Origin of the sequence: Enterobacter sp. ENT02, from assembly GCF_019219165.1 — a bacterium.
Lineage (GTDB): Bacteria > Pseudomonadota > Gammaproteobacteria > Enterobacterales > Enterobacteriaceae > Enterobacter > Enterobacter mori.
The window spans coordinates 258,077-278,235 of sequence record NZ_JAHUWD010000004.1 but is presented as its reverse complement, the minus strand read 5'-3'; the positions used below and the strand labels follow the sequence as shown (position 1 = coordinate 278,235).

20 protein-coding genes are annotated in these 20,159 nt (G+C 54.3%); 8 read left to right on the top strand and 12 right to left on the bottom strand.

Annotation, left to right across the window (positions count from 1 at the left end):
• Nucleotides 1-347: 347 nt before the first annotated feature.
• Nucleotides 348-914 (bottom strand): D-glycero-beta-D-manno-heptose 1,7-bisphosphate 7-phosphatase, encoded by a 567-nt coding sequence (gene gmhB, locus KW829_RS15850; protein WP_218308585.1) that lies wholly within the window; start codon nucleotides 912-914, stop codon nucleotides 348-350.
• Nucleotides 915-1,102: 188 nt separating this feature from the next.
• Between gmhB and metN the strand changes: the two genes are divergently transcribed.
• The 6 genes from metN (at nucleotide 1,103) to proS (ending at nucleotide 6,682) form a co-directional block, all read left to right on the top strand.
• On the top strand, nucleotides 1,103-2,134 hold the full coding sequence (metN, locus tag KW829_RS15845; RefSeq protein WP_010426657.1) for a methionine ABC transporter ATP-binding protein MetN: 1,032 nt from the start codon (nucleotides 1,103-1,105) through the stop codon (nucleotides 2,132-2,134).
• The gene (locus tag KW829_RS15840; RefSeq protein WP_003856130.1) at nucleotides 2,127-2,780 is read left to right on the top strand and encodes a methionine ABC transporter permease MetI; all 654 of its coding nucleotides are present in this window, start codon (nucleotides 2,127-2,129) and stop codon (nucleotides 2,778-2,780) included. Before metN ends, KW829_RS15840 begins: the two co-directional genes overlap by 8 nt.
• Before the next feature lie 40 nt (nucleotides 2,781-2,820).
• The gene (gene metQ, locus KW829_RS15835) at nucleotides 2,821-3,636 is read left to right on the top strand and encodes a methionine ABC transporter substrate-binding lipoprotein MetQ (RefSeq protein ID WP_218308584.1); all 816 of its coding nucleotides are present in this window, start codon (nucleotides 2,821-2,823) and stop codon (nucleotides 3,634-3,636) included.
• Between the two features lie 106 nt (nucleotides 3,637-3,742).
• Nucleotides 3,743-4,147 (top strand): Rcs stress response system protein RcsF, encoded by a 405-nt coding sequence (gene rcsF / locus KW829_RS15830; RefSeq protein ID WP_010426664.1) that lies wholly within the window; start codon nucleotides 3,743-3,745, stop codon nucleotides 4,145-4,147.
• Nucleotides 4,144-4,851, top strand: a complete 708-nt coding sequence (gene tsaA / locus KW829_RS15825) for a tRNA (N6-threonylcarbamoyladenosine(37)-N6)-methyltransferase TrmO (RefSeq protein WP_010426666.1) — start codon at nucleotides 4,144-4,146, stop codon at nucleotides 4,849-4,851. Before rcsF ends, tsaA begins: the two co-directional genes overlap by 4 nt.
• Before the next feature lie 112 nt (nucleotides 4,852-4,963).
• Nucleotides 4,964-6,682 carry a proline--tRNA ligase gene (gene proS / locus KW829_RS15820; protein ID WP_010426668.1) on the top strand — a complete coding sequence of 573 codons (1,719 nt, stop codon included), beginning with the start codon at nucleotides 4,964-4,966 and terminating at the stop codon, nucleotides 6,680-6,682.
• A gap of 50 nt (nucleotides 6,683-6,732) precedes the next feature.
• On the opposite strand, the gene nlpE is transcribed toward proS, so the two are convergent.
• From nlpE to KW829_RS15805, 3 genes are read right to left on the bottom strand one after another with little or no spacing between them, the layout of a single operon-like run.
• Entirely contained in the window at nucleotides 6,733-7,431 is a 699-nt protein-coding gene (gene nlpE / locus KW829_RS15815) for an envelope stress response activation lipoprotein NlpE (RefSeq protein ID WP_100165436.1), read from the bottom strand.
• Nucleotides 7,432-7,465: 34 nt separating this feature from the next.
• The gene (gene arfB, locus KW829_RS15810; RefSeq protein WP_089599130.1) at nucleotides 7,466-7,888 is read right to left on the bottom strand and encodes an alternative ribosome rescue aminoacyl-tRNA hydrolase ArfB; all 423 of its coding nucleotides are present in this window, start codon (nucleotides 7,886-7,888) and stop codon (nucleotides 7,466-7,468) included.
• Nucleotides 7,885-8,430: a YaeQ family protein gene (locus KW829_RS15805; protein WP_010426674.1), complete on the bottom strand. Its 546-nt coding sequence runs from the start codon at nucleotides 8,428-8,430 to the stop codon at nucleotides 7,885-7,887. The genes arfB and KW829_RS15805 overlap by 4 nt, the downstream gene beginning before the upstream one ends.
• A 196-nt stretch (nucleotides 8,431-8,626) precedes the next feature.
• On the opposite strand from KW829_RS15805, the gene KW829_RS15800 reads away from it, so the two are divergent.
• Nucleotides 8,627-8,827, top strand: coding sequence for a YaeP family protein (locus KW829_RS15800; protein ID WP_008501889.1), 201 nt, complete (start codon nucleotides 8,627-8,629; stop codon nucleotides 8,825-8,827).
• Nucleotides 8,814-9,074 carry a Rho-binding antiterminator gene (rof, locus tag KW829_RS15795; RefSeq protein WP_010426685.1) on the top strand — a complete coding sequence of 87 codons (261 nt, stop codon included), beginning with the start codon at nucleotides 8,814-8,816 and terminating at the stop codon, nucleotides 9,072-9,074. The genes KW829_RS15800 and rof overlap by 14 nt, the downstream gene beginning before the upstream one ends.
• A 28-nt stretch (nucleotides 9,075-9,102) precedes the next feature.
• On the opposite strand, the gene tilS is transcribed toward rof, so the two are convergent.
• From tilS to lpxA, 8 genes are all read right to left on the bottom strand, one after another.
• Entirely contained in the window at nucleotides 9,103-10,389 is a 1,287-nt protein-coding gene (tilS, locus tag KW829_RS15790) for a tRNA lysidine(34) synthetase TilS (RefSeq protein WP_218308583.1), read from the bottom strand.
• 58 nt (nucleotides 10,390-10,447) lie between these two features.
• Complete coding sequence (locus tag KW829_RS15785) at nucleotides 10,448-10,837, bottom strand: VOC family protein (RefSeq protein WP_010426691.1); 390 nt, start codon at nucleotides 10,835-10,837, stop codon at nucleotides 10,448-10,450.
• A 65-nt stretch (nucleotides 10,838-10,902) separates the two neighbouring features.
• Nucleotides 10,903-13,035, bottom strand: coding sequence for a lysine decarboxylase LdcC (locus KW829_RS15780; RefSeq protein ID WP_218308582.1), 2,133 nt, complete (start codon nucleotides 13,033-13,035; stop codon nucleotides 10,903-10,905).
• Nucleotides 13,036-13,135: 100 nt separating this feature from the next.
• A complete protein-coding gene (accA, locus tag KW829_RS15775; protein WP_023310466.1) occupies nucleotides 13,136-14,095 on the bottom strand; it encodes an acetyl-CoA carboxylase carboxyl transferase subunit alpha in 960 nt (319 codons plus the stop codon).
• A gap of 12 nt (nucleotides 14,096-14,107) precedes the next feature.
• Nucleotides 14,108-17,590, bottom strand: coding sequence for a DNA polymerase III subunit alpha (gene dnaE, locus KW829_RS15770; protein WP_089599133.1), 3,483 nt, complete (start codon nucleotides 17,588-17,590; stop codon nucleotides 14,108-14,110).
• A gap of 38 nt (nucleotides 17,591-17,628) precedes the next feature.
• Nucleotides 17,629-18,225: a ribonuclease HII gene (gene rnhB / locus KW829_RS15765; protein ID WP_218308581.1), complete on the bottom strand. Its 597-nt coding sequence runs from the start codon at nucleotides 18,223-18,225 to the stop codon at nucleotides 17,629-17,631.
• Entirely contained in the window at nucleotides 18,222-19,370 is a 1,149-nt protein-coding gene (lpxB, locus tag KW829_RS15760; protein ID WP_214594859.1) for a lipid-A-disaccharide synthase, read from the bottom strand. Before lpxB ends, rnhB begins: the two co-directional genes overlap by 4 nt.
• A complete protein-coding gene (gene lpxA, locus KW829_RS15755; protein WP_010426704.1) occupies nucleotides 19,370-20,158 on the bottom strand; it encodes an acyl-ACP--UDP-N-acetylglucosamine O-acyltransferase in 789 nt (262 codons plus the stop codon). The genes lpxB and lpxA overlap by 1 nt, the downstream gene beginning before the upstream one ends.
• Nucleotide 20,159 lies beyond the last annotated feature (1 nt).

Here is a 20,159-nt window from a genome sequence, read left to right as displayed (position 1 = left end):
AACTTCGTAATGAATTACGTATGTTCACTCAGAGACTTGGTATTCATTTATTGTCCGAAGACATTAAGAATCCATGTCACTTTGAGTGCCCACACAGATTGTCTGATAAATTGTTAAAGAGCAGTGCAACGCGGCTTTCGCTCACCGTTGCGAGGTGGCGTATATTACGCTTTCCTCTTTCAGAGTCAACCCGTTATTTCAGGATTTTTTCTCTTCAACCGACCCGGCTGTTTGTGAAGTGATTCACATGTTCCGTGTCGATGGAGGCGCATTATAGGGAGCCGCCGAGGAATGACAAGCGGAAATATGCATTTTTATTTCGACCGCTCACCTTTTCACCAAAAAGGCTATTTTTGGTGCTTTTTAATCTCTTCAGGCAGGTCTGCCAGACTATTAATTACCCAATCTGCTGCATTCTCTGCTTCTGGCGTCACTGGCTTACCGGTGCGAACTAATATTTTGGTCCCAACCCCCGCAGCAGCAGCTGCCTGCATATCTTCCAGTTTATCGCCCACCATATAAGAGGCAGCCATATCAATGTGCAGAAATTCCTGCGCAGAGATGAACATCCCCGGATGCGGTTTACGGCAATCACAGGTCTGGCGATACTCTTCTACCGTTCCCTGCGGGTGATGCGGACAATAATAGATGCCGTCGAGATCCACACCGCGATCGGCCAGCGACCAGTCCATCCATTCCGTCAGCGTCTCGAACTGCGCTTCGGTGAATTTACCGCGTGCAATACCGGACTGGTTAGTCACAACCACCAGCGCATAACCCATCTCTTTCAGCTGGCGCATGGCATCTATTGCGCCCTCGATAAACTCGAACTCATCAATCTCATGGACGTAACCATGATCCACATTAATAGTGCCATCACGATCGAGAAAAATTGCGGGTACTGATTTTGCCACCGGTTTGCTCCTGAAAAAGGCATGTTCCGCTAGTATCTCATGAATCGCAGCGCAATAAAGTGCTCATCGCACAGAGTTGGATTGATTTAGACGTCTGGATGCCTTAACATCCGTTTTGTTTACGGTCATCACCCGTATCTGGCAGAACAAAATGCCACGGCTAACTTACATATGATAAAAATAATCTAATGATTAAACTTTCCAATATCACCAAAGTGTTCCAGCAGGGGAACCGAACCATTCAGGCGTTGAACAATGTCAGCCTGCATGTTCCTGCTGGTCAAATTTATGGCGTCATTGGCGCATCGGGTGCAGGTAAAAGTACACTTATCCGTTGTGTTAACCTGCTTGAGCGTCCAACCCAGGGCAGCGTTGAAGTTGGCGGGCAAGAGCTTACCGCCCTCTCAGAGAAAGAACTCACTAAAGCACGCCGCCAGATTGGCATGATCTTCCAGCACTTCAACCTGCTGGCTTCCCGTACCGTTTTCGGTAACGTCGCATTACCGCTGGAGCTGGACAACACGCCTAAAGAAGAAGTGCAGCGTCGCGTCACCGAACTGCTCGACCTCGTGGGACTGGGCGATAAACATGATAGCTACCCGGCGAACCTGTCCGGTGGGCAGAAACAGCGTGTGGCCATTGCCCGCGCGCTGGCAAGTAATCCTAAGGTGCTGCTGTGCGATGAAGCGACCAGCGCACTGGACCCGGCGACCACTCGTTCGATTCTGGAACTGCTGAAAGATATTAATCGTCGCCTGGGCCTGACGATCCTCCTTATTACGCACGAAATGGATGTGGTGAAACGCATCTGTGACTGCGTGGCGGTCATCAGTAACGGTGAACTGATCGAGCAGGACACGGTAAGTGAAGTGTTCTCGCATCCGAAAACTCCGCTGGCGCAGCAGTTTATTCAGTCCACGCTGCATCTGGATATTCCGGAAGATTATCTGGAACGTCTGAAAACAGAAGCAACGGCAGACAGCGTCCCAATGCTGCGTATGGAATTCACCGGTCAGTCCGTTGACGCTCCATTACTTTCCGAAACTGCCCGTCGCTTTAACGTGAACAACAACATCATTAGCGCGCAGATGGATTACGCCGGTGGCGTGAAGTTCGGCATCATGCTGACGGAAATGCACGGGACACAAGAAGAAACCCAGGCGGCGATTGCCTGGCTGCAAGAACACCATGTAAAAGTAGAGGTACTGGGTTATGTCTGAGCCGATGATGTGGCTGCTGGTTCGCGGCGTTTGGGAAACGCTGGCAATGACCTTTGTATCGGGCTTCTTTGGTTTTGTGATTGGTCTGCCGGTCGGCGTCCTGCTGTACGTGACGCGTCCGGGTCAAATCATTGAGAACGCGAAGCTGTATCGCACCCTCTCTGCGCTGGTGAATATCTTCCGTTCTATCCCGTTCATTATCCTGCTGGTATGGATGATTCCGTTTACCCGCGTGATCGTCGGAACGTCTATCGGTCTGCAGGCGGCCATCGTTCCGCTAACCGTAGGTGCAGCGCCGTTTATCGCCCGTATGGTGGAAAACGCCCTGCTGGAGATCCCAACCGGTCTGATCGAAGCCTCCCGCGCAATGGGCGCAACGCCGATGCAGATCGTACGCAAAGTGCTGCTGCCTGAAGCGTTGCCTGGCCTGGTGAACGCAGCGACCATTACGCTTATTACGCTGGTCGGCTATTCCGCGATGGGTGGCGCAGTCGGTGCTGGCGGTTTAGGCCAGATCGGCTATCAATATGGCTATATTGGTTATAACGCTACCGTAATGAATACCGTTCTGGTATTGCTGGTTGTGCTGGTTTACTTAATCCAATTCTCTGGCGATCGCATCGTCCGGGCTGTTACTCACAAATAACGTTACACACAACACAAACTCGACGAGTTAAGGATAAAACATGGCGTTTAAATTAAAGACCCTTGCAGCGGTAGGCGCGCTGATCGGCTCTCTGGCACTGGTGGGTTGCGGTCAGGACGAAAAAGATTCAAACCACATTAAAGTGGGCGTTATCGTGGGTGCTGAGCAGCAGGTTGCTGAAGTTGCGCAGAAAGTGGCGAAAGAAAAATATGGTCTGGACGTTGAGCTGGTAACCTTCAACGATTACGTGCTGCCGAACGAAGCGCTGAGCAAAGGCGATATTGACGCCAACGCCTTCCAGCACAAACCATACCTGGATCAGCAGATCAAAGATCGCGGCTACAAGCTCGTTGCGGCCGGTAACACCTTCGTTTACCCAATTGCCGGTTACTCGAAAAAAATCAAATCGCTTGATGAACTGCAGCCCGGCTCCCAGGTTGCGATCCCTAACGACCCAACAAACCTCGGTCGCTCCCTGCTGCTGCTGCAGAAAGTGGGCCTGATTAAACTGAAAGACGGCGTGGGTTTGCTGCCGACTGCACTGGACGTTATCGAGAATCCGAAAAATCTGAAACTGGTTGAGCTGGAAGCACCACAGTTGCCACGTTCACTTGACGATGCACAGATCGCACTGGCGGTGATCAACACCACTTACGCCAGCCAGATCGGCCTGACCCCTGCGAAAGACGGCATCTTCGTTGAAGATAAAGACTCCCCATACGTCAACCTGATCGTGACTCGCGAAGACAACAAAGACGCGGAAAACGTGAAGAAATTTGTTCAGGCTTATCAGTCTGACGAAGTTTACCAGGAAGCCAACAAGGTGTTTAACGGCGGTGCTGTTAAAGGCTGGTAATCTCCTCTCAGTGTAATATCATCAGGACGGGCTTATGCCCGTCTTGTCATTTATGCAGGCAACTGATTCAATATCCGTTGTTTTGATTATCCATTGAGGAACTATTATGCGTGCTTTACCGATCTGTCTCTTAGCACTCATGCTGAGCGGCTGTTCTATGCTAAGCAGATCTCCTGTTGAACCTGTTCAAAGCACAGCAACCCCGCCAAAAGCGGAGCCAGCAAAACCGAAAGCGCCTCGCCCTGCACCGGTACGCATTATCACTAAAGCCGACGATCTCGTGGGCAAGCCATTCCGTGAACTGGGTGAAGTGAGCGGCGAATCCTGCCAGGCAACGAATCAGGACTCTCCTCCAAACATTCCAACGGCCCGCAAGCGTATGCAGATTAACGCGTCCAAAATGAAAGCCAACGCGGTGCTGCTGCACAGCTGTGAAGTGACCAGCGGTACGCCAGGATGTTATCGTCAGGCTGTTTGTATCGGTTCTGCACTAAACATTACGGCGAAATGAGTGCATTTCAGTTTGAGCAAATAGGCGTTATCCACTCTCCTTATAAAGAGAAATTCGCCGTACCGCGCCAGCCCGGTCTGGTGACACGGGGCGGCGGCGAGCTTCATCTGATCGCGCCCTACAATCAGGCCGATGCGGTACGCGGGCTCGACGCCTTCAGCCACCTGTGGGTTGTCTTTGTGTTTCACCAGACCATGGAAGGTGGCTGGCGCCCTACGGTGCGCCCTCCTCGTCTGGGAGGAAATGCAAGAATGGGTGTTTTCGCCACCCGTTCGACCTTTCGTCCCAACCCCATCGGCATGTCGCTGGTTGAACTGAAAGGTATACGCTGTCAGAAGGATCAAGTGATCCTCGAGTTAGGCAGTCTTGACCTGGTGGATGGCACGCCGGTTATCGACATCAAGCCGTATTTGCCTTTCGCTGAAGCGCTACCGGACGCCCGGGCAAGTTATGCTCAGGACGCCCCACAGGCCGATATGCCGGTACACTTCACGCCTGAGCTCACCGTCCAGATACATCAGCTCGAAAAGCGTTATCCCCATCTTCGGGACTTTATCGTTGAAGTACTGGCGCAGGACCCTCGTCCCGCCTACCGAAAAGAAGAGGAAGCCGGTAAAACCTATGCCGTCTGGCTACTGGATTTTAACGTGCGCTGGCGCGTAACCGGGGCAGGTTTTGAAGTGTTTGCCCTGGAACCCAGGTAATTTTAACCTCCTCTCTTTTGGCATCTTTGCCACACTGGTAAACTAAACCACTTTTTTTGTGTCAGGTTGGCCTTTAAGCCAGCCCTACTCGTCGAAACGGAACCGTAACAACATGCGTACTAGCCAATATCTGCTCTCCACTTTAAAGGAGACACCTGCCGACGCCGAAGTGATCAGCCATCAGCTGATGCTGCGCGCCGGGATGATCCGCAAGCTGGCCTCCGGGTTATACACCTGGCTGCCGACCGGCGTGCGCGTCCTGAAAAAAGTCGAAAACATCGTGCGTGAAGAGATGAACAACGCCGGTGCTATCGAGGTGTTAATGCCGGTCGTTCAGCCCTCTGAACTGTGGCAGGAGAGCGGTCGCTGGGAGCAGTACGGTCCGGAACTGCTGCGTATTGCCGATCGCGGCGATCGTCCGTTTGTCCTCGGCCCAACGCATGAAGAAGTCATTACCGACCTGATCCGTAATGAGCTGAGCTCTTACAAACAGCTGCCGCTGAACTTCTTCCAGATCCAGACCAAATTCCGTGACGAAGTGCGTCCACGCTTTGGCGTCATGCGCTCTCGCGAATTCCTGATGAAAGATGCCTACTCTTTCCATACTTCTCAGGAATCGCTGCAAGAGACTTACGACGCCATGTACGCTGCGTACAGCAAAATCTTCTCCCGCATGGGTCTGGATTTCCGTGCGGTGCAGGCTGATACGGGTTCTATTGGCGGTAGTGCATCCCATGAGTTCCAGGTACTGGCACAGAGTGGTGAAGACGATGTGATCTTCTCTGACTCCTCTGATTACGCGGCAAACATCGAGTTTGCTGAAGCACTGGCACCAAAAACGCCACGCGCTGCTGCCACCGAAGAGATGAAGCTGGTTGATACGCCAAACGCGAAAACCATCGCCGAGCTGGTTGAACAGTTCAACCTGCCGATTGAGAAAACGGTAAAAACCTTGCTGGTAAAATCCACCGAAGGTAGCGCATACCCGCTGGTTGCCCTGCTGGTCCGTGGCGATCACGAGCTGAACGAAGTGAAAGCCGAGAAGCTGCCGCAGGTTGCCAGCCCGCTGACCTTCGCCACGGAAGCGGAAATCCGCGCCGTTGTGAATGCGGGTCCAGGTTCACTGGGTCCAGTCAATCTGCCCGTTCCGGTTGTTATTGACCGCACGGTTGCCGCAATGAGCGACTTCTCTGCTGGTGCAAACATCGACGGTAAGCACTACTTCGGCATCAACTGGGATCGCGACGTGGCGACGCCAGAAGTAGCTGACATCCGTAACGTGGTCGCAGGCGATCCAAGCCCGGACGGCCAGGGTACGCTGATGATCAAGCGCGGTATCGAAGTGGGTCATATCTTCCAGCTGGGCGATAAATACTCCCGCGCGATGAACGCTGCCGTTCAGGGCGAAGATGGCCGTAACCAGGTTCTGACAATGGGCTGCTACGGTATCGGTGTAACGCGCGTAGTTGCTGCGGCTATCGAGCAAAACTACGACGAGCGAGGCATCGTCTGGCCTGACAACATCGCGCCGTTCCAGGTTGCGATTCTGCCAATGAACATGCATAAGTCTTACCGCGTGCAGGAACTGGCGGAAAAACTTTACGCTGAGCTGCGCGCCAAGGGCATCGACGTGCTGATGGATGACCGTAAAGAGCGTCCTGGCGTGATGTTTGCTGATATGGAACTGATTGGTATTCCGCACACCGTTGTCATCGGCGACCGTAACCTCGACAGCGACGAGATTGAATACAAATACCGTCGCAGCGGCGAGAAACAGATGATCAAGACTGGCGACATTCTTGATTACCTGGTGAAAGCCATTAAAGGTTAAGAAACAAAAAACCCCGCTCCGGCGGGGTTTTTTAATGGCGCTACGTCAGCCTATTTACTGTCGCAGTTTTTACCTGCAACAAATTTCGCGTCTTTATCGGCCACCAGTGTTTTCACCATCTCACCGCTGTCCGGGTTCGGCTCCAGGGTAAAGTGACCATCCACCGTCAGCAGAACCGGCTTGCTGTCGTTGCCGCGCGCCACGGCGTAATCACGCTCCAGCTGAGCATTGTTTGCCACGCTGACTTTCTTACCGGTGACGCAATCGGTGAAGATTGCCGCATCTGCCATGTAGAAATACATTCCTCGCATCGCCATTGGCGTGGCAGGCAGTGCCGCTTTTACCGGGGCTAGCGTGTAATTGAACTGAGACTCAATAGGATTGCCTTCACGGTCAAGCATTTCCATGCTGTCACCTTTAGGGCGGAACCAGGTTTTCTCCCCGGTCGTATCCGTCAGGACCAGCTTCTCAGCCGTACGTGCCCAGGTGCCGTAAGACCCAAACGAAGAAGGCTCTTTCGCGCCCTGATAGCGCTGGTTCATTACCCATGTGCCGTCTTTTTGCAGGAACAGGGATGTTTCGATGCCCTCGCAGTCCGCACAAGGCAATACGCCACGCCAGCTCTGCTGCATCGGCTTTAATTCTTCCGTTTGCGTAGGCTGTAATACCTGCGTTTCCGAACGGTTGTTACACCCAAAAAGCGCAAACAGCGTACTCACTGCCAGCGCTGACCATAATACTTTTTTCACAATGAATTCCTTATGAAAAGTGTGTTCCCTTTCGTCACTCTGTAGGGCGACGAACTTTACCGCGTAGTGCTTTCACTGTGGATTTCTGCGCCTTTGACGATAGCCGACGCTCTTTCGATGCACGTGTGGGCCGCGTTGCCCGACGGCTTTTCTGCACTGTCGTTAATTCTTTAATCATCGCCACCAGCCTCGCAATTGCCGCTTCCCGGTTTAACTCCTGGCTGCGGTACTCCTGCGCTTTAATCACAATGACGCCATCGCTGGTGATCAGATGATGGCTGGCGGCAAGCAGACTTTCTTTATAATACTCTGGCAGGCTGGAGGCCCGAATGTCAAAGCGCAAATGGATAGCCGTTGAGGCCTTGTTAACGTGCTGACCGCCCGCGCCCTGCGCCCGGATGGCAGTGATCTCCAGCTCGTTATCCGGAATGCTGACGTTTCGGGACAAAACAATCATGACGCCGGTTGCCACGCCGTCAAATGGATTTCCAGATTATTCTGAGAATCAGAAAGCCAGATCGCACCGTCCTGAATCGTCGCCTGCAGGACCATCGTTCGGCCAGCAAACTCGCTCAGTTGCGCCAGCTGCTCATCATCCAGATACCAGACGGTGAGATTTTTAAACTGTCCGCACTTGCTCTTGTTTTGCTGCCACCAGATCTCCGCAGCGCGTTGATTATACGCGAATAACGCCACGTCAGCGGACTGGGTGCACGCCTTTTTAATCCTGCGCTCATCCGGCAGGCCAAGCTCAATCCACAAATCGATACCGAGATGATCGTTGCGCAGCCAGGCTTCGGGTTCATCTTCCGCACTCAAACCACGCGTAAATTGCAAACGCTCGTCGGCGTATTTAATCCACGCCAGCAGGCGCAGCATCATGCGTTCCTGGGTTTCAGAGGGGTGACGCGCCAGCGTCAATGACGCATCAAGGAACTGGTTGCGGTCAAGATCCGCCACATTGACCACAGCTTTATAAATTGTCGCTTTCAGCGCCATCAGAGAACTCCTTTCGATTCAGGCGGACATTGTAGCGAAAACCGGAGCAAAACGCTGTTACGAGGTGATGAATAGTGCGCTATCAAGGCGCTGATATTGCTTAAATGAGTATGGTATAGTCACCTTGCTAAACCGAGTTTATCTTCGTAGGCTTAATGATATCTCACAGTAAGTCAGTGCGCTGGCGGGAGGGGATGTGAATAATTATTGTGAGTTAATTCGCAAACGGTATGCGGAAATCGCCAGCGGCGATCTGGGATATGTCCCGGACGCGTTGGGCTGTGTATTGAAGGTGCTTAATGAAGTGGCCTCTGATGAGAGCCTTTCAGAGTCGGTCAGGGAAAAAGCAGCGTATGCTGCGGCGAATTTACTGGTGAGCGATTATGTCGATGAATGATACTTATCAACCCATCAATTGTGATGACTATGACAACCTCGAACTCGCCTGCCAGCATCATTTAATACTGACGCTGGAGCTAAAAGATGGCGAAGTGTTGAAGGCGAAAGCCAGCGATTTGGTTTCGCGTAAGAATGTGGAATATCTTATAGTGGAAGATGCCGGCGCGACGCGCGAGCTTCGTCTGGACAAAATTGCCAGCTTCAGCCACCCGGAAATCGGTACCGTTGTGGTAAGCGAATCCTGATGACACTCACGGGCAGCCCGGCTGCCCGTTACGCATTCCACTCAAACGAAACGCCCTTTTCTGCCCACCCTTCTTCAGTGATAAACACGCCCGCAGCGGCAATAAGCGTCTCACCATAAAACAGTAGCGGCGTGGTATCGCGCAGCCAGGGCGGCACATTGTTCTCCTGCCAGATTTTCTTCAGCTTTCGTCCGCCATTACGCCCGACGATATGCAGCAAACCACCGGCTTTAAAACGCACCGTAACGGGCTCATCCGCTTCTGGCAGACGCACGTGACCGGCATTCGTCAGGGATACACTACCCGCGCCAGCGGGTAATGTCAGCGCTTCCACCACGCAGGGCCAGTCGAGAACAACATCAGAAAGAGAAGAACGGGATTTAACCCACCACAGTTTGCCCTGATAGCGCCTGACCTCGAAGCCGTTCAGATAAACGCTCGGTGTGGCATCTTCTCGCGCCTGCGCCACTTCATCCCATATTCTGCCGAGCATTGCTCGCGACGGCATGACGGCATGATGAGAGGCCAACCAGCGGCGTAAAACTGCAGCACGGCGTACCGCACTCATCGCTTCCAGCGGCGCAATTGCCAGCGCACCCTCAGAGGAAATCAGCTCGGCCAGCTCTTCACTCAGCAACTCATCCAGCAGGCTCTCCTGCTCGGCACAGAGCGTGGCGCTCCTGGCCGTCGCTGCAGCAAAGTGCTCCCAGCGTTCGGTCAGTAACGGTAAGACGCGCAGACGCAGGAAGTTACGATCGTAGCTGTCGTCCTGATTGCTTTCGTCCTCAATCCAGCTCAGCTGATATCCATGCGCCCAGGATTCAAGAGAAGCACGTGTTTCACCCAGCAGCGGGCGGATTAATTCGGTTCCGGCAAAACGCGCGCGCTCAGGCATGGCGGATAGCCCCGCCGGACCACTGCCCCGCTTAAGCGCAAGTAAAAAAGTTTCGCACTGATCGTCAAGATGCTGCGCCGTAACGAGTGCTTCACCGGGTCGTAAGGCGCGAGCAAAAGCGGCATAGCGGGCCTTGCGCGCCTGCGCCTCAATGCCCAGCCCTTCCTCGTGGAGAATCACGCGTTCAACCCTCAACGGAATGCTCCACGCCTCACAGAGGGCTTCACAGTGCGCTCCCCATGCATCAGCATGAGGACTTAACCCGTGATGGATATGTATCGCCCGGAGCTGGACGTCAGACACCTGGTCACGCCAGAGCTTAAGGCGATGGAGCAAAACGGTGGAATCCAGCCCACCGCTAAACCCCACCAGCAGCTGGCGGAACGGTGAAACGGCTTGTGCGATAGCGGGTGAGGTCATAGGAAATTACACATAAAAAATGCCCGGACTAAGAGGGCATTATCACACATGATGGCGATTACTGCTGGTAAAGCTCCAGCGGCAGGCCATCGGGGTCGCTGAAAAAGGTAAAACGCTTGTCGGTGAACGGATCGACGCGTATCGCTTCGCACATCACGCCGTGCGATTCCAGATGCTTGACCGCGCTATTAAGGTCATCAACGCTAAAGGCCAGATGGCGCAGGCCGCAGGCTTCCGGGCGGGAAGGACGCGCAGGCGGAAAAGGAAATGAGAACAGCTCAATCACATACTGCCCGTTTAACGCCAGATCGCCCTTCCAGGAGTCGCGCTCCTCGCGGTAAGCCTCACTGAGCAGCGTAAAGCCAAGGATATCGCAATAGAAGGACTTACTTTTCGCGTAATCGGTCGCAATAATCGCAATATGATGAACAGCTTTTAAACCCAGCATATCTTCTCCTTTTTATGATGCCTGAACGTTACAACCGAAAACCCGCACCTTGCAAGCGGTCACCTTTATTTTAGGACTCGCACCCAGTACACGCCCTGTTCATCGCGCTTCGCACCGTGGATATCGGTCTCAAAGCCCGGATAATGGCGTCCGACAGAGCAGAGCATCAACAAGAAATCGAGCACCGCACGACTCTCTTCGGTGATCATCTCACCGGGCATTAAAAGCGGAACACCCGGCGGATAAGGCAGGATCATGTTGGCCGACACCCGCCCGACCAAATTCTCCAGCTCGATGGTTTCCACCTCGCCTTTCACCTGCCGCTGCCACGCTTTGTGTGGCGTGAGTTTCATTTCCGGTAGGACATCAAACGCCTGCAACATCAGACGCGGCAGGTCGTGCTGGCGGATCAGTTTGTGGATCCCCTGAGCCAGATCCTGAATGCGCATATTACGATAGAAGTCAGGATCCTCCGCGTAGAGATCCGGCAGCATGTTCTTCACCCGCAGGTTGAGATCGTAGGCGCGCTTAAACTCCATCAGGCCGCGCAACAACCCCATCGCGCGGGTTTTGTCGATCCCAATGCTGAACAGGAACAGTAGGTTATACGGCCCGGTTTTCTCCACCACCACGCCGCGCTCGTCCAGGAACTTCGCCACCAGCGCGGCGGGGATCCCTTCATCACCCATAATGCCCTGCTCGTCCATGCCCGGCGTCAGGATCGTCACTTTGACCGGATCGAGGAACATATGGTCGGCATCGGCATCCCGGAAACCATGCCAGTCTTCGCCGGGCGAGACGGGCCAGCATTCTGCTTCATCAATCTCTTCCGGCTGCCAGATATCAAAGAACCAGCCGTCGGCTTCATCTTTCAGCCGCTGAACTTCTTTGCGGAAATGCAGCGCGCGCTCCACCGAGCGGTTGATCAGGCGTTTGCCCGGATTGCCGCGCAACATCGCCGCGGCCGTTTCAATCGAAGCCACCAGCGGATAGCTCGGCGAGGTAGTGGTGTGCATCATAAAGGCTTCGTTAAACGTATCTTCGTCGTACTCACCTTTGATGTGAATTAACGAAGCCTGCGAAAAAGCAGCCAGCATTTTATGCGTCGACTGCGTTTCGAAGAACACTTTGCCCGGCACCCGCTCGCCGCTCATACCGCTTTTACCGGCGTAAATCGGGTGGAAATTGGTGTACGGCACCCACGCTGAATCAAAGTGGATCGACGGCACATCCAGCGTCTGCTTGATCCAGTTGGTGTTGTACAGCAGGCCGTCGTAGGTGGAATTAGTGATCACCGCGTGAACAGGCCAGCTCGCGCCGGGGATCGCCGCGACCTTACCTTCTATGGCGTCATGCGTAAACTCACGACGCGGGATGCCGCCAAGAATACCGAGCGCGTTGCGCGTGGGTGACAGCCAGAGCGGCACGACGTCGCTCATCATCAGCAGATGCGCCAGCGATTTATGACAGTTGCGGTCAATCAGCAAGGTACTGCCTGCAGGGGCAGCGTACATCCCGACGATTTTGTTCGAGGTCGAGGTGCCGTTGGTCACCATATAGCTCTGTTCAGCACCAAAGGTGCGGGCAATATACTCTTCGGCCTCCAGATGCGGACCGGTGTGATCCAGCAGAGAGCCTAATTCGGTGACTGAAATCGACACGTCCGCTTTCAGCGTGTTGCCGCCAAAGAAATCATAGAACAGGCAGCCCACCGGGCTTTTTTGATAGGCCGTTCCCGCCATATGGCCTGGCGTACAAAAGGTATATTTGCCTTCCTTGACGTAGGTGAATAGCGCGCGGGTAAACGGCGGCGTAATGTTATCGAGATATTCACCGGTATATTGCTGAATGCGGGTCGCAATATCCTCCGCCACGCCGAGCGAATATTCAAAGAACCACAGCGCCATTCGCATATCATTGGCGCTGACGTCCATGGTTGAGTGGGTATTGATAAACGCGTAAAGCGGGAGATATTCGTTCAGCTTGTTGATATCGCTGCACAGTTCGAGGTCATATTCATCCCAGTCGAAGATCACGCCACAGATACGCGGATTATGCTCGATGAACTTCAGCAGGTCGGCGCTGTTGTGCGGCCAGATTAGCTGATACCCGCGCGACTGTAGGGCTTGCGCCAGCTCCTTAATCGGCTCATCTTTATAAAAGACGCCGTGTGGCCCCATAATGGCAATGATATTCATGGGCTTCCTCCTTAAAAAACATTAGCTAAGCATAGTCCGGCTAAACCGCAGGTATAAAAAAAGCCGCAACAGTGTGCGGCTTTTCAGATAATTGTGAAGCTTACGCGTAACCGTAGGTCATCAGACGCTGGTAGCGACGGTTGAGCAGATCGTCTTTGCTCAGCACGTCCAGATCCGCCAGGTCAGCCAGCAGCTGTGCTTTCAGGGAAGCGGCCATCACTTCCGGCTTACGATGCGCACCACCCAGCGGTTCCGGGATGATGGAGTCGATCAGCTTAAGCTCTTTCAGGCGCGGCGCAATGATGCCCATTGCTTCTGCAGCCAGCGGCGCTTTGTCGGCGCTTTTCCACAGAATGGACGCACAGCCTTCCGGGGAGATAACGGAATAGGTGCTGTACTGCAGCATATTCACTTTATCACCCACGCCAATGGCCAGCGCACCACCGGAACCGCCTTCACCAATAACGGTACAGATGACCGGCACCTTCAGACGAGACATCTCGCGCAGGTTGCGCGCGATAGCTTCAGACTGACCGCGCTCTTCTGCGCCCACGCCAGGGTACGCACCCGGGGTGTCGATGAAAGTGATGATAGGCATGTTGAACCGTTCAGCCATCTCCATCAGACGCAGGGCCTTACGGTAGCCTTCTGGTGCTGGCATCCCGAAGTTACGACGGATTTTCTCTTTGGTTTCACGACCTTTCTGATGACCAATGATCATCACCGGGCGTCCGTCCAGACGCGCGATACCGCCAACGATAGCTTTATCGTCAGCGTATGCGCGATCGCCTGCCAGTTCGTCAAATTCGTCAAACGCCAGGCGGACATAATCCAGGGTGTACGGACGCTGTGGATGGCGTGCCAGCTGGGCCACCTGCCATGCGCCGAGATCGGCAAAGATTTTGCGCGTCAGTTCTACGCTTTTCTCGCGCAGACGATGCACTTCTTCGTCGATGTTAATATCCAGTTTTTCATCCTGACGGCTTACCGCTGTCAGAGAATCGATTTTCGCTTCCAGCTCTGCAATCGGCTGTTCGAAATCAAGGAAATTCAGACTCATAGTATTCCTGTATTAGTCAAACTCCAGTTCCACCTGCTCCGAACCAATGAGGCCACGGAGATCGTTCAGTAAACGATCGCTCGGAGAGACACGCCACGTTGCACCAAAGCGCAACCGCGCACGTGCATCCGCCCTCTGATAGTAGAGATGTACTGGAATGGTCCCCGAGCGGTGGGGTTCCAGAGACTGACGGAGTCGGTTTAAAAGCTGGTCATCAATTTGCCTGTCCGTCAGCGAGATAGCAAGCCCGCGAGCATATTTTTCCCGGGCTTCGTCAATGTCCATCACTTCGCGGGCGGTCATTTTAAGCCCCCCGCTGAAGTCATCAAAGCTGACCTGTCCGCTGACGATAAGTATGCGGTCTTTTTCCAGCAAGTGCTGGTATTTATCCAGCGCATCGGTGAATAACATCACCTCCAGACGCCCGGAACGGTCATCTAACGTACAGATGCCGATACGATTGCCGCGCTTGGTGACCATTACCCTTGCAGCAATCACGAGCCCCGCAGCCGTGGTGATTTTACCACGATCTGTCGGATGCATGTCTTTTAGCCTATGTCCGCCGACATAGCGCTCAATTTCTTTGATGTACTGGTTGATTGGGTGCCCCGTCAGGTACAAGCCTAACGTTTCACGCTCCCCATCCAGTACGACCTGTTCTGGCCACGGCTGGCAGTTGGAGTATGACTGTTCAATCTGCTCTGGCTCTTCCGCCAGCACGCCAAACATATCCGCCTGACCAATCGCTTCCGCTTTTGCATGCTGATCCGCCGCTTTCAGGGCGTCGCCGAGCGAGTTCATCAGCGCGGCGCGGTGCGGCCCTAGCCTGTCAAACGCGCCGGACATGATCAGTTTTTCCAGCACGCGGCGGTTCAGTTTTTTGGTATCGGTACGAGCGCAAAGATCGAACAGCTCGCGGAAATACCCGCCGTTGTTACGCGCTTCGATGATCGCCTCGATCGGCCCTTCACCCACGCCTTTGATCGCGCCGATCCCATAAACGATCTCCCCGTCGTCGTTGACGTGGAAGTGATAGAGACCCGAGTTAATGTCCGGCGGCAGGATCTTGAGCCCCATGCGCCAGCACTCGTCCACCAGGCCAACCACCTTCTCGGTGTTGTCCATATCGGCCGTCATTACCGCCGCCATAAATTCAGCAGGATAGTGCGCTTTCAGCCACAGCGTTTGATACGACACCAAAGCATAGGCGGCGGAGTGGGATTTGTTAAATCCGTACCCGGCGAATTTCTCCACCAGGTCAAAGATCTTAATCGCCAGTTCACCATCAACGCCGTTTTTTCTCGCGCCTTCTTCGAAAGTGCCTCGCTGCTTGGCCATCTCTTCCGGCTTTTTCTTACCCATTGCACGACGCAGCATGTCCGCGCCGCCGAGGGTATAGCCGGAAAGCACCTGGGCAATCTGCATCACCTGTTCCTGATACAGAATGATGCCGTAGGTTGGCTCAAGCACCGGCTTCAGGCTTTCGTGCTGCCACTGAACGTCCGGATAGGAAATCTCTTCGCGCCCGTGCTTACGGTCGATAAAGTTATCTACCATCCCCGACTGCAGCGGGCCCGGACGGAACAGGGCCACCAGTGCGATCATATCTTCGAAGCAGTCAGGCTGCAGACGCTTAATCAGATCTTTCATGCCGCGGGATTCAAGCTGGAAGACGGCGGTAGTCTCCGAGCGCTGCAGCATGTCGAAACTTTTTTTGTCATCCAGCGGGATGGCAGCGATGTCTATTGGCTCAAGGCCCTGCTTTTCCCGGCGCGGGTTGATCATCTTCAGCGCCCAGTCGATGATCGTCAGTGTTCGCAGGCCAAGGAAGTCGAACTTCACCAGCCCGGCGTATTCTACGTCGTTCTTATCGAACTGGGTAACCGGGTGCTGGCCCGCTTCATCGCAGTATAGCGGTGCGAAGTCGGTGATTTTGGTCGGGGCGATAACCACGCCACCCGCATGCTTACCGGCGTTACGCGTGACGCCTTCCAGCTTGCGCGCCATGTCGATCAACGCTTTAACTTCTTCGTCGGCTTCGTAGATTTCCGGCAGCTGAGGTTCGGCTTCAAACGCTTTTGCCAGCGTCATGCCCGGATCGGGCGGCACCAGCTTAGAAATACGATCAACAAACCCGTACGGGTGACCCAGCACGCGGCCGACGTCACGGATAACCGCTTTCGCCGCCATCGTACCGAACGTAATAATCTGCGATACCGCATCACGGCCGTACATATCGGCGACGTGCTCGATCACCTGGTCGCGTTTTTCCATGCAGAAGTCGACGTCAAAGTCGGGCATGGAAACACGTTCCGGGTTAAGGAAACGTTCGAACAGCAGGTCAAACTCCAGCGGGTCGAGATCGGTAATTTTAAGCGCATAGGCCACAAGCGATCCTGCTCCGGAGCCACGCCCCGGTCCGACCGGCACGCCGTTATCTTTCGACCACTGGATAAACTCCATAACGATCAGGAAGTAGCCAGGGAAGCCCATCTGGTTGATCACCTGGAGTTCAATATCCAGACGTTCATCGTACGGTGGGCGTTTCTCTTTGCGAACGGCTTCATCCGGGAACAGGAACTCCAGACGCTCTTCCAGGCCTTCCTTCGATTTTACGACCAGGAAATCTTCCGTGGTCATGTCACCCGTCGGGAACTGCGGCAGGAAGTACTCGCCGAGACGCACGGTGACGTTACAGCGTTTTGCTATTTCAACGCTGTTTTCCAGCGCTTCCGGGATGTCAGAGAAGAGCTCACACATCTCCTCTTCGTTGCGCATATACTGCTGAGAGGAGTAGTTACGCGGACGTTTAGGATCGTCGAGGGTGAAGCCGTCATGGATCGCCACACGAATTTCATGTGCGTCAAAATCGCCCGCTTCGAGGAAACGGACATCGTTGGTGGCCACCACAGGCAGACCGCGCTCTTCGGCGAGTGCCACGGCGGCATGCAGATAGCTCTCTTCGTCCGCACGCCCGGTGCGGATCAGCTCAAGATAGTAGCGATCCGGGAAATACTCTTCGTAGAACGAGACGCACTGATCCACCAGCGCACTGTTGCCACGCAGCAGACACTTGCCGACATCGCCCATGCGACCGCCGGAAATCAGCAGCAGGCCTTCGTTCAGCTCTGCCAGCCAGTCGCGGTCGATCCACGGGCCCATCGCACCATATCCACGCTGATAGGCTTTAGAGATAAGCAGGGTAAGGTTCTGATAACCGGTGTTGTTCATCGCCAACACGGAGATCTGCGTCATTTCATCGCCGAGCAGCTCGCTCTGGACATGAAAATCCGCGCCGACAATTGGCTTTAACCCGGCACCATGCGCAGTTCCGTAGAACTTCACCAGGCCACACAAGTTGGTAAAATCGGTGATCGCCAGCGCAGGCATGCCGAGCGCGGCCGCCTTTTTTACCAGCGGTCCGGTCTTTGCCAGCCCATCGATCATGGAGTAGTCGCTATGCACCCGCAGGTGTACGAAACGTGGTTCAGCCATCTTCAGATTCCGCGTTACTTAATTGCTTGCGTATTGATTCAGGACACCCGTCCCAGCGCGCGTTTCACCGGGCCAAAGCTTCGCCGGTGATGTTCGGTTGCGCCATGTTCAGCCAATCTTTCCAGATGGAAAGCGGTGGGATATCCCTTATGCTGGGCGAAACCGTACTGAGGGTAAGTCAGGTCCAGCGCGGCCATTTCGGCATCGCGCGTCACTTTGGCAATAATAGAAGCCGCGCTGATTTCTGCGACCCGGCTATCGCCTTTGACGACCGCCATTGAAGGCATTGGCAGTGCCGGACAGCGGTTGCCGTCAATCAGGACATATTCAGGGGGAATTTTCAAACTCGCAACCGCACGCTGCATCGCCAGCATCGTGGCATGCAAAATATTCAGCTCGTCTATTTCATGCGGTTCAGCGCGCCCCAGGCTCCAGGCTAGCGCCTTCTCCTGAATCTCGCTAAACAGCGCCAGCCGGCGCTTTTCGGACAATTTTTTAGAGTCGTTCAGCCCGATAATGGGACGAGCCGGATCGAGGATCACCGCCGCGGTGACCACAGCTCCCACTAACGGACCGCGACCCACTTCGTCCACGCCCGCCACAAGGTGGGTGTGAGGATAAACAAATTCCATCATTTTGCTAGCTCCAGCACCGCATCAGCCGCTTGCTCATCAGCATTACAGCGGATCAGTTGATGCAGTTCACGGAAGGTATCGTGCATCTCGTGGCTGGTCTTGCCGTTTGCCAGCAGCGGCAGCAGTGCATCCGCGAGCGCCTGCGGCTGGCACTCATCCTGCAACAATTCTTTCACCAGCTCGCGACCGGCAAGCAGGTTTGGCAGGGAGACATAATCCGTTTTCACCAGACGTTTTGCCAGCCAGAAGGTGAACGGCTTCATGCGATAACCGACCACCATCGGGCATTTCGCCAGCATACACTCCAGCGCCGCCGTGCCGGAGGCCAGCAGTGCGGCATCGCTCGCATACATCGCTTCCCGTCCTTTCCCGTCCAGCAGACGGACGTGAAGATCCGGGGCGACTTCCGCTTTGATACGCTCAAACTGCTCGCGGCGTTTGGCATTCACCAGCGGCACGACCACTTCAAGGTCGGGATAGGTCTGGCGAAGCATTTGCGCTGTTTTGAGGAAATCGGCACTCAGCATTTCAACTTCAGCACCGCGGCTGCCCGGCAGCAGCGCCAGACAGTGAACGTCATGGGGAATACCCAGTACGTCGCGCGCCGCGTTTTTATCCGGATCCAATGGCATCGCATCCGCCATGGTATGACCGATAAAACGGCACGGAACATTAAATCTGTCGTAAAACGCTTTTTCGAAAGGCAGGAAAGCCAGCACCAGATCGGTGGATCTCCCGATTTTGAAAACGCGTTTCTGTCGCCACGCCCAGACGGACGGACTGACGTAATGAATGGTTTTGATCCCCTGCTTTTTCAAATTCCCTTCGAGGGTAATGTTGAAATCAGGCGCATCGATACCGACAAACACATCAGGTTTGAGGTCGGTAAAACGGCGGGTGAGATCGGCACGAATATGAAGTAAGCGACGCAGACGCCCCAGCACCTCAACGATGCCCATCACGGCCAGCTCTTCCATCTCATACCAGGCTTCGCAACCTTCAGCCTGCATCAGCGGGCCAGCAACACCCACAAAGCGAGCATTAGGTACGCGAGCTTTTAGCGCGCGGATGAGACCAGCACCAAGAATATCGCCGGAGGTTTCTCCGGCGACCAGGGCTATCGTAAGCGGACGACTGTCGACCATTAACGAATCAGACCCCTTGTTGAACGGTCAAAGAACTCCATGAACGCGTTCACTTCAGGGTGTTTGTTCGCCAGCTCGGCAATTTCCGGCTTCGCCTCTTCCAGCGTTTTCCCGCTACGGTACAGCAGTTTGTACGCGTTGCGGATGGCTGTAATCGCTTCGCGGCTAAAGCCACGGCGCTTAAGGCCTTCGATGTTCACGCCAAATGGCGTGGCATGGTTACCCTGCGCAATAACGTAAGGTGGAACGTCTTGCGCCACACCTGAGCAGCCGCCGACCATCACGTGTGCACCAATGATGCAGAACTGATGAACTGCGGTCATACCACCGATAATTGCGAAATCATCTACCGATACGTGCCCCGCCAGCGTTGCGTTGTTGGCGAGGATACAGCGGTCACCCACGGTACAGTCATGCGCGATATGCGCATTAACCATAAACAGGTTGTCGCTGCCTACCTTCGTCAACCCACCGCCCTGTACTGTTCCACGATGAATGGTGACGCTTTCACGAATACGGTTACGATCGCCAATTTCCAGACGGGTAGCTTCACCAGCATATTTCAGATCCTGGTTAACTTCACCGATGGAAGCGAACTGATAAATCTCGTTATTACAGCCAATGGTCGTGTGACCATTCACCACAACGTGAGATTTCAGTACTGTACCCTCACCAATTTCGACATGGGGTCCAACAATACAGAACGGGCCAACGTGGACGTTAGCACCAATGATGGCACCGGTTTCCACGATGGCAGTAGGATGAATAAAGGCAGATTTATCAATCACG